This window comes from Streptomyces sp. BYX5S (assembly GCF_054724165.1).
In genome coordinates this window covers 1,763,128-1,776,147 of the sequence record NZ_CM138829.1, presented here as the reverse complement: position 1 = coordinate 1,776,147, position 13,020 = coordinate 1,763,128, and the positions used below count along the sequence as shown (strand labels likewise).

The following is a 13,020-nucleotide window of genomic DNA, read 5'->3' as shown; positions in this document are numbered from 1 at the left end:
GGCAGAGCCCCGGTCGTTCAGCCGGCCGACCGCGCCGAGCCATCCCCCTGCACCCCGTACGGCGTCGCAAAATACGGATCGGGATCACGCGGCCCGAACAACCCGGTCAACCCCAGATGCACCACCAACGCGGCCAACGGCCACGCCAACAACGCCCCCTTGGCGTTCAACTCCAGGGGCGCATCGAACACCACCCCCTTGCCCAACTCCTTCGCATGCGCCGCAACGTTCTGCGTCGGCCCGAGCCACACCCCGAACCGCCACGCCAGCACCCCGCCGAGCAGACTGCCCAGGGCCAGCGCCACCACCAGCGGTACGCCCCCGCGCCTGCGCCACAGGAAGACGGCCGCCCCGGTGACGGCACCGAACGCGAGCGCGAGCAGGGCGAACGTTCCGTCCACGCCGATGGCCTGCTCTCCCTCGGTGTCCTTGAGGTAGACCGCCGAGGCGTCCGAGACCAGCGGGACCCGCGGCGCGAGCCACAGCCACAGCGCGCCGAGCGCGAGCCCGACCAGCGCGACGCCGACCGTCACGAGGGCGGCCTCGCGCAGTTCGGCCCGGAGCCCGGGGCCGTCCTCGTGCGGCGCGGCGGGCGCGGGCGGCAGATGTCCGGTCATGGGGTCGGGGGCCTGCCAGGGGTCACTGTGCCCGTTGTTGTGCGGGGGCTGATGGGGTGGCGGTGTCAGCGGTGCGGTCACCCTGCCATCGTGCCAGGCGTCGCTGTGCGGCGCGTCACCGGACGGCGGCCCGCCGGTACGCCCACGTGGCCACGGCCAGCGAGGCGACGCCGACGGCCGCGCAGACGCCCAGGTCGAGCAGGACGACGGCCCAGTCGGGCTGCTCGGCGAAGGTCCGCGCGAAGGCCTCGACCCCGTACGTCGACGGGAGCAGGTCCCGCGCCCACTGCACGAACTCCGGCATCCGGTCGGCGGGCAGCACGCCGAGCAGCAGCGCCGCCGACATGCCCAACTGGCCGAGCAGCGTCGCCAGTTCCGGCCGGGGCGCGAGCAGCCCGAGCGCGGCGCCGAGCCCGGACAGGGCGGCCCCGGCGAGCGGGATCACGGCCACGAGCACCCACAGATGGGCGAGCGGCAGCTGGAACATCAGGCAGCCGACGACCGCGGTGACCACGGTCCCCGGCACGGTGAACGAGGCGTACGCGGCCGCGGCGCCCAGCACCACGGAGGCGGGCGGCACCGGCAGCGTCGCGTAGTGGTCGAGCCCGCCGGCGGCCCGGAGCTGCCCGAAGTACTGGGCGAGCAGGTTCAGCGCGACGAACGCGACGACGAGCACGGCGGACCCGGCGACGACGGCCTGCGCCTCGCGGCCGCCCTGGTCGACGACGCCGCGCATCAGGATCATGATGCCGATGCTCTGGAACGTCGCCACGAACAGCAGCGGGATCCGGGCCACCCGGGCCCGGCTGAGCTGCGCCCGGTAGACGGCGGCGAGCGACGGCAGGAACCGGGCGCGGGGCGCGAGCAGGTCCTCGGTCTCCTCGGACACGGACGCCTGGCGCGCGGGGGCCGCCTCGACGGGAATGACACTCACGCCTTCACCAGGCCCTTCACGCCGCTGCGGCTGCCGCCGAGCGCCAGGTACACGTCCTCCAGGCTCGGCGTCGCGAGCGTGAAGTCGTCGAGGAAGTCGAAGGCCGGGCCGCCGGTGACGGCGGCGACGGCGGCGCGGGCCGCGTCCGGCGCGAGCCGCAGCGACCAGCGCCGCCCGGACTCCACGGCGTGCGCGCGCAGCCGCGCCACCTCCGCCAGTTCCATCGGCGCCTCCTGGCGCCACACGAGTTCCACCCGCACCTCCCCGGCGACGCGCTCCTTGAGCCCCGCCGGGGTGTCGCAGGCGATGACGCGCCCCTGGTCGAGCACGGCCACACGGTCCAACACGGTCTCGGCCTCGATCACGTTGTGGGTCACGAGCAGCACGGTGGTGCCGCGCTCGGCCCGCCGCCGGTCGACGGCGGCCCACACGGCGCGCCGCGCGACGGGGTCCATCCCGGTGGTCGGCTCGTCGAGCACGAGCAGGGGCCGCTCGCCGACGAGCGCGGCGGCGAAACAGGCGAGCCGCCGCTGCCCGCCGGACAGCTTCTTCAGGGGCCGCGAGGCGAGCTCGCCGAGTCCGAGTTCGTCGAGCACGTCGTCGCGGGCGCTGCGGGCCTCCTTCAGCGGAAGCCCGCGCAGCCGCCCGGTGGTCTCGGCGGCGAGCGCCACGGTCAGCTCGTCGAGGGCGGTCGACTCCTGCCCGAGGTAGGCGAGGATCCGCGACGCCCGCTCGGGGTGGCGCACGATGTCGTGCCCGAGGATCTCGACGCTCCCCGCGTCGGGGCGCATCAGCCCGGTCAGCTGGCGTACGAGGGTGGACTTGCCCGCGCCGTTCGGCCCGAGCAGCCCGAAGATCTCGCCGCGCCGGATGTCGAGGTGCACGTCGTCGGTGGCCCGCAGCTCGGGCGTGCCGGGGACGCCGCGGCGCCCGCGCGAGGCGGGATAGGTCTTGCGCAGACCCCGCACCGCGCACACGACGGAGCGCCCGTTACGCTTCGGGGCGACGTCATCGGTGCGCATGCTCACGAGGGACGAGCCTACGGGGTCCGGCGTTCACGATTGCACGCGGGGCAGGACATTTCCCACGCATGGCTCCCCGGCCAGGGCGGATCGTGCCGCACCGGCGTCGCGGCCTCGGGGCTCCGCCCCGGACCCCGCTGCTCAACGCCGCAGGGGCTCGACGCGCCTACTCCGCGGCCGTCGCGTGCTCGGCCGTCCGGACGTCGATCTCCCGCCAGAAACCGGCCCGGATCGCGTACCGGTCGTGCTCGTCGATCTGGTCGTCCTTGTGCGCCAGCAGCCCGAACCGCGCCGCGTACCGCAACAGCTCCCCGTCGATCCGGTGCGGCACCCGCGGGTACATCGTCGCCAGCTTCTGAAGCTCCGTCTGGTCGGCGAGCCGCTCCCGCCACCGCCGCGCGAACACCTGCCCGACCTCGTACGGGTCGCCGCCGATCGCGGTGATGTCCTCCTCCCGGTCGGCCCACCGCTGCTCGGCCGTGGTGAGCTGCGCCAGCGTGGGCAGCGACGCCACGTCGGCCGGTTCCCCGCCGCCACCGGGCCGCTCGACCCAGCCCTTGTCGGACGACCACCGCAGGGTCGCGTTCGCGGGGTGCTGCGCGGCCTGCGCCCCGGGGCCGCGCAGCGCGGCGAGGTCCTTGGGCGTGGGCACGCCCTTGCGGTCCTCCTCCGGGGAGGCGGCCGCGGCGGCCGCCGCCGAACCGTTCTCGCCGCGCGCCGCCTGCGCGTGCCGCGCGGGCGCCGGGTCCTCGCTCTCCTGCGCGGGCCGCCCCGCCGCGGCCAGCGCGGACTCGGGCAGCGGAGCGGAGAGGATCGCCGCGATCTCCGGCCGCGGCACGGGCGGCGGGGCGCAGATCCCGCCGAACTCCTTGGACCGTACGGCCTTGGTGATCCAGGTCCGGTCGAGCACCCGCCGCTCGTCGGCCTCGGCGACGAGGTCCTCGGACTGGTTGTAGTCGCCGTCGGCGGCCTGCACGGCCCACAGGTGGACGGCGACGCCGTGTTCCTTGGCGGCCATCATGCCGGGGAGCAGGTCACCGTCACCGGTCACGAGGACCACGTCCGAGCAGGCACGGTTGCGCGCCAGCTCGGTCAGCTCCGCGTGCATGGCCGCGTCGACGCCCTTCTGCGCCCACCGCCCGTCGCTCCTGGTCAGCGCGCCGAGGCGGACGGTGACGCGCGGCATCACCCGCAGTCGGCGGTGCTCGGGCTGCGGCACCCGGTCGGGCGCGCCGTCGAACCAGTAGATGCGCAGGAGGTCCCGCCCGGTCTCCGTCTCGGCGCGCTCGCGCAGCCCCTGGATGAGGGCGGCATGGTCGACATGGATCCGGGAGCGGGAGGGCTCACCGGCGAGCAGACTCGCCGCGGCCCCCAGCAGATAACCGGCGTCCACCAGGACGATGCAACGATCCACGCGATCCACCCTCTTTCCGCCGACTTGCCAGCAGTCCGGACACGCTCCACGGGGCGGCTCCCGCGGCTTCGCTTCGGGTTTCCTTCGAGTCTGCCCGACCGCGCGGGGGTTAACGGCCCGAACTGGATCTTCGGCGTGGCGGAAGCCCGGAACCCGGGGCGGAGCACCGACCACCAATTGCCCGTTACTAACGGTAATAAACCGAAATGCGTTCTTCCTCCGCCTGTGTGAATCTGAATCCGGCCCTGGCCCCTAGATCCCCCTCAGGAGGCAGATCACCATGGCCAAGAACCGTAAGCAGCAGAACCGCCAGCAGCAGAAGGCGGCTCAGGCCGCTCAGCCCGAGGAGCAGGCCAAGTCCTCGGCCATGGAGGCCCAGGCCAAGTCGGCCGTCGAAGCCACGCCGGGCGATGTCGCCCGTAAGCACCGCGAGCGCCGCTTCGGCCACAACTGACCTGCCGCGCACGGCAGTTGCCACACGGCGAGGGGCGCGCCCGGAAGTCCGGGCGCGCCCCTCGCGCGTGTCTCGGTGGGATCAGCCGGTCAGGCAGGACGGGCCGAGCAGCACCTTCAGGTCGCCGTAGAGCGACGGGTCGGGCTTCACGCGGTGCCGGTCGAGCCGCAGCACCGTGGTCTTGCGCGGCCCCTGGAGCTTGATCCGGACCTCGCTGTCGCCCCGGTGGTTGGTGAGGATCTCACCGAGGCGGCTGACCATCGGCGGGGTCACCTTCAGGGCGGGGATGGTGAGGATCACCGGCGCGTTCGTGCCCGCGTTGGACAGGTCGGGGACCTGCATCTCCATGGCGACCAGGCGGGGCACGTCCTCGCGCTTGTCGAGGCGGCCCTTCACGAACACCACGGCGTCCTCGACGAGCTGCGTGGACACCAGCTGGTACGTCGCCGGGAAGAACATGCACTCGATGGAACCGGCGAGGTCCTCGACGGTGGCGATCGCCCAGGCGTTGCCCTGCTTGGTCATCTTGCGTTGAAGGCCCGAGATGATGCCGCCGACCGTCACGACCGCGCCGTCGCCGAAGTCGCCGCCGGTGAGCTGGCCGATGCCCGCGTCCGCCTTGTCGGACAGCACGTGCTCCAGACCGAAGAGCGGGTGGTCGGAGACGTAGAGGCCGAGCATCTCGCGCTCCTGGGCGAGCAGGTACGTCTTGTCCCACTCGTCGGTGGAGAACTCGACGTCGAGGCCGAAGCCCGGCTCGTCGTTGCCCCCGTCGCCCATGCCGCCGAAGAGGTCGAACTGTCCCTCGGCCTCCTTGCGCTTCACCGCCACGACGTTGTCGATCATGGGCTCGTACTGGGCGGTGAGGCCCTTGCGGGTGTGTCCCATCTGGTCGAAGGCGCCGGCCTTGATCAGCGATTCCGTCGTCCGCTTGTTGCAGGCGGCGGCCTCGATCTTGTCCAGGTAGTCGGGGAACGAGGTGAACTTCCCCTTCGCCTTGCGGGCGCGGGTGATCGACTCGACCACGTTCGCGCCGACGTTGCGGACCGCTTCCAGGCCGAAGAGGATCACGTCGTCGCCCTGGGCGGCGAAGTTGTGGACCGACTCGTTCACGTCCGGCGGGAGGACCTTGATCTTCATGCGCCGGCACTCGTTGAGGTAGACGGCCGACTTGTCCTTGTCGTCCTTCACCGAGGTGAGCAGCGCGGCCATGTACTCGGCCGGGTAGTTCGCCTTCAGATACGCGGTCCAGTAGGTGACCAGGCCGTACGCGGAGGAGTGCGCCTTGTTGAACGCGTAGCCGGCGAACGGCACCAGGACGTCCCACAGGGCCTGGATCGCCTGGTCGGAGAAGCCCTTCTTCTTGGCGCCCTCCTGGAAGAGCACGAAGTTCTTCGCCAGTTCCTCGGGCTTCTTCTTGCCCATCACGCGGCGCAGCACGTCGGCCTCGCCGAGCGAGTAGCCGGCGACGATCTGCGCGGCCTTCTGCACCTGCTCCTGGTACACGATGAGGCCGTAGGTCAGGCCGAGCGTCTCCTTCAGGGGCTCTTCGAGCTCCGGGTGGATCGGCGTGATCTCCTGGCGGCCGTTCTTGCGCTCCGCGTAGTTGATGTGCGAGTTCATGCCCATCGGGCCCGGCCGGTACAGGGCCGAGACGGCGGAAATGTCCTCGAAGTTGTCGGGCTGCATCTGGCGCAGCAGCGAACGCATCGGCCCGCCGTCGAACTGGAAGACGCCCAGCGTGTCACCGCGGCAGAGCAGTTCGAAGGTCTTCGGGTCGTCCAGCGGGAGCGAGAGCATCTCCAGGTCGATGCCCTTGTTGGACCGCACCATCTTGACGGCGTCGTCCATGATCGTCAGGTTGCGCAGGCCCAGGAAGTCCATCTTGAGCAGGCCGAGCGACTCGCACTGCGGGTAGTCCCACTGCGTGATCGTCACGCCGTCGGTGTGCCGCGTCCACAGCGGGGCGTGGTCGACGATCGGTTCGCTGGACATGATGACGCCGGCGGCGTGCACACCCATCTGCCGGACCAGTCCCTCGACGCCCTTGGCGGTGTCGATGACCTTCTTGACGTCCGGCTCGTTCTCGTACATCCCCCGGATCTCGCCCGCCTCCGAGTAGCGGGGGTGCTCGGGGTTGGTGATGCCGTCGAGGTCGATGCCCTTGCCGAGGACGTCGGCGGGCATCGCCTTGGTGAGGCGGTCGCCCATCGCGTACGGGTAGCCGAGCACGCGCGCGGAGTCCTTGATCGCGTTCTTGGCCTTGATCTTGCCGTACGTGCCGATCATGGCGACCTTGTCGGCGCCGTACTTTTCGGTCACGTACCTGATGACTTCGACGCGCCTGCGCTCGTCGAAGTCGATGTCGACGTCGGGCATGGAGACGCGCTCCGGGTTGAGGAAGCGCTCGAAGATCAGTCCGTGCTCGATCGGGTCGAGGTCGGTGATGCCCATCGCGTAGGCGACGATCGAACCGGCCGCGGAGCCACGGCCGGGGCCCACCGCGATGCCGTTGTTCTTGGCCCACATGATGAAGTCGGCGACGACGAGGAAGTAGCCCGGGAACCCCATCTGGATGATGACGTCCATCTCGTACTCGGCCTGCTTCTGCCGGTCCTCGGGGACGCCGCCCGGGAAGCGGCGCTGCATGCCGACCCGGACCTCCTCCTGGAACCAGGTGACCTCGGTGAAGCCCTCGGGGATCTCGAACTTCGGCATGAGGTCGCGCTTCTCGAACATGCCGGTCGTGTCGATCTGCTCGGCCACCAGCAGCGTGTTGCGGCAGCCCTCCTGCCAGGCGTCGGAGGAGTCGATGGCGTACATCTCGTCCGTCGACTTCAGGTAGTAGCCCGTGCCGTCGAAGCGGAAGCGGTCCGGGTCCGAGAGGTTCTTGCCGGTCTGGATGCAGAGCAGGGCGTCGTGGGCGACGGACTCGTGCGCGTACGTGTAGTGCGAGTCGTTCGTCACGAGCGGCGGGATGCCGAGCTTCTTGCCGATGTCGAGGAGGCCGTCGCGGACCCGGCGCTCGATCTCGATGCCGTGGTCCATCAGCTCCAGGAAGTACCGGTCCTTGCCGAAGATGTCCTGGTACTCGGACGCGGCCTTCAGCGCCTCGTCGTACTGGCCGAGGCGCAGCCGGGTCTGGAGCTCGCCGGAGGGGCAGCCGGTGGAGGCGATGATGCCCTCGCTCCACTGGGAGAGCGTCTCCTTGTCCATGCGCGGCCACTTCTGCAGCCAGCCCTCGGCGTACGCGTCGGAGGACAGCTTGAACAGGTGGTGCAGCCCCGTCTTGTTCGCCGCCCACATCGTCTTGTGGGTGTAACCACCGGAGCCGGAGACGTCGTCGCGCTTCTGGTGCGGCTGGCCCCACTGGATCTTCCGCTTGTTGCGCCGCGACTCCGGGGCCACGTACGCCTCGATGCCGATGATCGGCGTGATCCCGGCCTTCTGCGCGGTGTGGAAGAAGTCGTACGCCCCGTGCAGGTTGCCGTGGTCGGACATCGCGATGTGCGTCATGCCCATGTCGCCGGCGGCCTTGAACATGTCCTTCAGCCGCGCCGCACCGTCCAGCAGCGAGTACTGGGTGTGCACGTGCAGGTGCGTGAAGGGCGGCTTTGACACGGTGGGGGCCTCCAATGGAAAACACCGGGCGACGGATGGGGGACAGCTTGGAAGTCTACGACCGGCCACTGACAACCGGCGGGCACTCCGGAGTACGGTCGTGCGTTGGACGGAACAGAACATCTGTCCCACGCGTCAGCGCCCCGCGGCAGCGCGTACCGCAAGATCCCGTACCAGGAGGCACCCAGCGATGTCGGACCCGCAGCCCACCGCTGACCAGCGCGGCGAGCAGATCCTCTCCGTCTTCGACACCGCGTTCGGCGAGCTCCTCGCCGCGGATCCGGCGGCCTTCCGGGTCAAGTTCCGCAAGATGGCGGCCTCGGCCTTCGCCTTCTACCGGGGCACGGCCTGCCTGTTCTACCGGGACGTGGAGCGCGAGCAGCACGGCGGGCCGTTCCTCGACGACCGCACCAGCCGGGTGTGGATCCACGGCGACCTGCACGCGGAGAACTTCGGCACGTACATGGACTCCACGGGCCGGCTGATCTTCAACGTGAACGACTTCGACGAGGCGTACGTGGGCCCCTTCACGTGGGACCTCAAGCGCTTCGCCGCCTCCGTGGCGCTGATCGGCTACTCCAAGGCGCTCAGCGACGAGCAGATCACCGACCTGGTGCGCACGTACGCGGCGGCCTACCGCGAGCGCATCCACGCACTGGCGACCGGCGCCAAGCGCGACGAGGTGCCGCCCTTCACGCTGGACACGGCCGAGGGCCCGCTCCTGGAGGCGCTGCGCGACGCCCGTTCGCTGACCCGTTTCGGCCTGCTGGAGACCATGACGGAGATCCGCGACTTCGAGCGCCGCTTCGCGCCCGGCGGCGGCGCCGTCGAGCTGGACGCGGCGACGCGCTACAAGGTGCTCGCGGCGTTCGACGGCTACCTGGAGACGCTGCCCGAGGCCTCCCTCGCCCGCCCCGACTCGTACCGGGTGAAGGACGTCGTGGGGCGGCGCGGCATCGGCATCGGCTCGGCGGGCCTGCCCTCGTACAACATCCTTCTGGAGGGCAACAGCGACGCCCTGGAGAACGATGTGGTGATCTACATGAAGCAGGCCCAGACCCCGGCCGTCTCGCGGCACATCACCGACCAGGCGGTCCGCGGGTACTTCCGGCACGAGGGCCACCGCACGGTCATCTCGCAGCGCGCCCTCCAGGCCCACGCCGACCCGTGGCTGGGCTGGACCGAGCTCGGCGGCGCCGGGCAGCTGGTCGCCGAGGTCTCGCCGTACGCGGTGGACCTGGACTGGGGCGACATCGACGACCCGGAGGAGATCGCGGCGGTCGTCGCGGACCTCGGCCGGGCCACGGCGGCGATGCACGCGGCGGCCGACGACCAGTCCGGCGAGTCGCTCGTCCCGTTCTCCACGGAGCGCGCCATCGACGCGGCGATCGCCGCCGACGAGGACGGTTTCGCGCCCCTCCTGGTCGAGTTCGCGCACTCCTACGGGGCACGCGCGCGTGCGGACCACCAGATCTTCGTGGACCTGTTCCGCAACGGCCGGATCCCGGGTCTGGAGAGGTGACCGTGGGCTGAGCACCTGCGGATCCCACTCATAGCAACCCTTTAGGCATCGCTTACCGCAAGGCATGGCACACTCCTGTCGCGATGGACGACATATCCGGGACCCAGCTACGAGTGACGCGCGCGGCACTGTTCACGGCCTTCGCCGTGACGCTGTCCGTCGCGTCGCACGTGCTGCTGTCCCGGGCCCCGCTGCCGCTCACGACGGTCGCCGCGATCGCCGCGGCCGTCTTCGTGATCGCGTACGCGCTGGCGGGCCGGGAGCGCGGCTTCGGCCGGATCGCCGCCCTGCTCGTCCCGCTGGAGCTGGCGGCCGACACGGTCTTCACGGCCGGTCAGCACGTCTGTTACGGCGAGGCGGGCGGCCCCGTCGCGGGCCCGCTGCGCCAGTTCGGCTTCGACGTCCTGTGCGCCGGGAACGTGGGCACGCCGCTGGCCCGCATGACGGGCGGCGGCACCGAGCGGGCCGCGGCCCTCTTCGCCCACACCGACCCGGCGGCCTCCTGGCTGCTGCTCGGCGCGCATGTCGGCGTCGGTCTGCTGGCCGCCGCCTGGTTGCGCCGCGGTGAGCAGGCCCTGGCCCAACTGCTGCGCGCGGTGGCCGCCTTCGCGTTCCGGCCGCTGCTGATCGCGTTCGCCGCGGCGCCGCTGCGGCGCGAGCCCGCCGTGCGCCCGCCGCGCACCGCCACGCGCGTACCGGCCTCCCGCACCCGGCTGTGGGTGCACTCCGTGGGACGGCGCGGACCGCCGCCGCTCGCCGCCTGAGCCACCTTCCATCTCCCGGCTCGGGCCCGATACGGCAGTCCCCCACCCCCTGCGACTTACCCACGGAGCACGATCATGAGCAAGCGGAACACCCAGCAGGCGAAGACGGCGGCCCGCGAGCGGCTGCGCATCGAGCGCGAGCGCCAGGCCAAGAAGGACAAGACGAAGCGGCAGGCGATCGTCGGCGTCTCCGTCGTCGCGGTCCTGGCGATAGCCGGCGGCATCGGTTACGCGGTGGTGCAGGCCAGCAAGCCCTCCCACTGGGAGACGGCGATGGAGGCCAAGTCGTCCGCCGTGAAGGCGCCCGCCCACACCTCGGGCAAGGACGGCACGACCGTCGTCATCGGCAAGAGCAGCGCCAAGAAGACCCTGAAGCTCTACGAGGACTCCCGCTGCCCGGTCTGCGCCTCCTTCGAGCAGACGGTCGGCCCGCAGCTCCACAAGGACGTCGAGGCGGGCAAGTTCAAGCTCCAGTACGTCGGCGGCACGTTCCTCGACGGCGACAGCGCGGGCGAGGACAAGGTCGGCACCAACGGCGAGGGCTCGAAGAACGCCCTGAGCGCGCTCGGCGCGGCCCTCAACGTGAGCCAGGACGCCTTCCTCGACTACAAGGCCGCGCTCTACTCCGCGAAGTACCACCCGGACGAGAGCGAGGACAAGCTCAAGGACGACGACTACCTGATCGAGATCGGCGACAGCGTGGACTCGCTCAAGGGCAACAAGTCGTTCCAGAACGCCGTGAAGAACGGTACGTACGACAACTGGGCCATGAAGATGTCCAAGTCCTTCGACACCAACAAGGACGAGGTCACCGGCACCCCCAGCCTCGTCATGGACGGCAAGAAGCTGACCGGCACGGACGGCCAGAACGCGCCGATGACCGTGGCCGAGTACACCACCGCGATCGAGAAGGCCCTCAAGGGCTGACGTCCGGACCAGCGCCGCGGAAGAGCAGGCGAAAAGCGGGCGAACCTTTCGGGTTCGCCCGCTTTTTTCATGTACCTGTCAGTAGGCTGACCCGCCGTGACCAGTCGACTTCATCAAAGTGCACCCACCCGCAGAACGGTCGTGAAGGCCGCTGCCGCCGGCGCCGCACTCGCCGCACCGCTCGCCGCCACGGCCCCCGCCCACGCCGCCGAGGCCCCCGCCTTCCTGCACGGCGTGGCGTCCGGCGACCCGCTGCCCGACGGGGTGCTGCTGTGGACCCGTGTGACGCCGACCGCCGAGGCAGTGCCGGGTTCCGGGAAGGGCCCGGACGTGCAGGTGGGATGGGAGATCGCCGAGGACCGGACGTTCCGGACGATCGTCGCCAAGGGAACGGTGGGCGCGAGCGCCGCCACCGACCACACCGTCAAGGCCGACGTAAGGGGCCTGCGCCAAGAGACCACCTATTACTTCCGCTTCTCCGTGGGCGTCACCCACTCCCCCGTGGGCCGCACCCGCACGACCCCGGCCGCCGACGCCTCCCCCGCGGGTCTGCGCTTCGGCGTCGTCTCCTGCTCCAACTGGGAGGCCGGCTACTTCTCCGCGTACCGGCACCTGGCGGCCCGCGGCGACCTGGACGCGGTCCTGCACCTCGGCGACTACCTCTACGAGTACGGGACCGGCGAGTACCCGACCGCCGAGTACACGGTCCGGCAGCACCGGCCGGCCCACGAGATCGTCTCGCTCGCCGACTACCGCACCCGGCACGGCCAGACCAAGACCGACGCCGACGTGCAGGCGATGCAGGCCGCGCACCCGCTCATCGCCATCTGGGACGACCACGAGTTCGCCAACGACGCCTGGTCGGGCGGTGCCGAGAACCACACGCCGGGCACCGAGGGCGACTGGGCGGCGCGCCGGCAGGCCGCGAAGCAGGCGTACTTCGAATGGATGCCGGTCCGTCCGTCCACCGCGGGCACCGTCTTCCGCCGCCTGCGCTTCGGCGCGCTGGCCGACCTGCACCTGCTCGACCTGCGCTCGTTCCGCTCCGAGCAGTCGAGCATCGGCAACGGGGCCGTCGACTCCCCGGACCGCACGATCACGGGCCGCGCCCAGCTGGACTGGCTGAAGGCGGGCCTCGCCGGTTCCGACGCGCGCTGGAAGCTGGTCGGCACCTCGGTGATGATCTCGCCGGTCGCCTTCGGTTCGCTGCCCGCACATCTCCTCGGCCCGCTCGCCGAGTTGCTCGGGCTGCCCAAGGAGGGCCTGGCGATCAACGTCGACCAGTGGGACGGCTACACGCACGACCGCGCCGAGCTGATCTCCCACCTGCGCGAGCACGCCGTGCGCGACACCGTCTTCCTGACCGGCGACATCCACATGGCGTGGGCCAACGACGTACCGGTCAAGGCCGCGACGTACCCGCTGTCGCCCTCCGCCGCGACGGAGTTCGTGGTCACGTCGGTGACCTCCGACAACCTGGACGACATCCTGCACGTCGCCCCGGACACGCTCTCCACGGTCGCCGAGGGCGCCGTCAAGGCGGCCAACCGGCACGTGCGCTGGCTGGACATGGACCACCACGGGTACGGCGTCCTCGACGTCACCGCCGAGCGGGCGCAGATGGACTTCTACGTGATCTCCGACCGGACGGACGCGCGCGCCACGTCCGCCTGGAAGCGCTCGTACCGCACGCGCACCGGCACCCAGAAGGTCGAGCGGGTGGACGCCCCCGTCGCGTAGGACGC

General features: G+C 71.0%; 10 protein-coding genes. 5 read left to right on the top strand and 5 right to left on the bottom strand.

Annotated elements, in window-relative coordinates; translation table 11 throughout:
• Positions 1-17 precede the first annotated feature (17 nt).
• From ACYBSK_RS07960 to ACYBSK_RS07945, 4 genes are all read right to left on the bottom strand, one after another.
• Positions 18-698, bottom strand: a complete 681-nt coding sequence (locus ACYBSK_RS07960; protein WP_457476164.1) for a DUF2567 domain-containing protein — start codon at positions 696-698, stop codon at positions 18-20.
• A 34-nt stretch (positions 699-732) separates the two neighbouring features.
• A complete protein-coding gene (locus ACYBSK_RS07955; RefSeq protein WP_460246976.1) occupies positions 733-1,542 on the bottom strand; it encodes an ABC transporter permease in 810 nt (269 codons plus the stop codon).
• 5 nt (positions 1,543-1,547) lie between these two features.
• Positions 1,548-2,528, bottom strand: a complete 981-nt coding sequence (locus ACYBSK_RS07950) for an ABC transporter ATP-binding protein (protein ID WP_457481678.1) — start codon at positions 2,526-2,528, stop codon at positions 1,548-1,550.
• A gap of 211 nt (positions 2,529-2,739) precedes the next feature.
• On the bottom strand, positions 2,740-3,987 hold the full coding sequence (locus ACYBSK_RS07945) for an NYN domain-containing protein (RefSeq protein ID WP_460245608.1): 1,248 nt from the start codon (positions 3,985-3,987) through the stop codon (positions 2,740-2,742).
• A gap of 280 nt (positions 3,988-4,267) precedes the next feature.
• Here ACYBSK_RS07945 and ACYBSK_RS07940 point away from each other — a divergent pair, with 280 nt between their 5' ends.
• The gene (locus ACYBSK_RS07940) at positions 4,268-4,441 is read left to right on the top strand and encodes a hypothetical protein (RefSeq protein WP_457476162.1); all 174 of its coding nucleotides are present in this window, start codon (positions 4,268-4,270) and stop codon (positions 4,439-4,441) included.
• Positions 4,442-4,522: 81 nt separating this feature from the next.
• Here ACYBSK_RS07940 and dnaE read toward each other — a convergent pair whose 3' ends face one another.
• Positions 4,523-8,062, bottom strand: a complete 3,540-nt coding sequence (gene dnaE / locus ACYBSK_RS07935) for a DNA polymerase III subunit alpha (RefSeq protein WP_457476161.1) — start codon at positions 8,060-8,062, stop codon at positions 4,523-4,525.
• 190 nt (positions 8,063-8,252) lie between these two features.
• Here dnaE and ACYBSK_RS07930 point away from each other — a divergent pair, with 190 nt between their 5' ends.
• The 4 genes from ACYBSK_RS07930 to ACYBSK_RS07915 all read left to right on the top strand — a co-directional run bounded on the left by ACYBSK_RS07930 (position 8,253) and on the right by ACYBSK_RS07915 (position 13,015).
• Complete coding sequence (locus ACYBSK_RS07930; RefSeq protein ID WP_457476160.1) at positions 8,253-9,584, top strand: DUF2252 domain-containing protein; 1,332 nt, start codon at positions 8,253-8,255, stop codon at positions 9,582-9,584.
• A gap of 83 nt (positions 9,585-9,667) precedes the next feature.
• A complete protein-coding gene (locus ACYBSK_RS07925) occupies positions 9,668-10,348 on the top strand; it encodes a hypothetical protein (RefSeq protein ID WP_457476159.1) in 681 nt (226 codons plus the stop codon).
• Between the two features lie 75 nt (positions 10,349-10,423).
• Complete coding sequence (locus ACYBSK_RS07920) at positions 10,424-11,275, top strand: thioredoxin domain-containing protein (protein WP_460245607.1); 852 nt, start codon at positions 10,424-10,426, stop codon at positions 11,273-11,275.
• 96 nt (positions 11,276-11,371) lie between these two features.
• Positions 11,372-13,015 carry an alkaline phosphatase D family protein gene (locus tag ACYBSK_RS07915; protein WP_460245606.1) on the top strand — a complete coding sequence of 548 codons (1,644 nt, stop codon included), beginning with the start codon at positions 11,372-11,374 and terminating at the stop codon, positions 13,013-13,015.
• Positions 13,016-13,020 lie beyond the last annotated feature (5 nt).

Excerpts from the sequence above, each read along its gene's own strand:
- ACYBSK_RS07925 (WP_457476159.1), top strand. The coding sequence starts at position 9,668 with ATGGACGACATATCCGGGACCCAGCTACGAGTGACGCGCGCGGCACTG.
- ACYBSK_RS07930 (WP_457476160.1), top strand. The coding sequence starts at position 8,253 with ATGTCGGACCCGCAGCCCACCGCTGACCAGCGCGGCGAGCAGATCCTC.
- ACYBSK_RS07920 (WP_460245607.1), top strand. The coding sequence starts at position 10,424 with ATGAGCAAGCGGAACACCCAGCAGGCGAAGACGGCGGCCCGCGAGCGG.
- ACYBSK_RS07940 (WP_457476162.1), top strand. The coding sequence starts at position 4,268 with ATGGCCAAGAACCGTAAGCAGCAGAACCGCCAGCAGCAGAAGGCGGCT.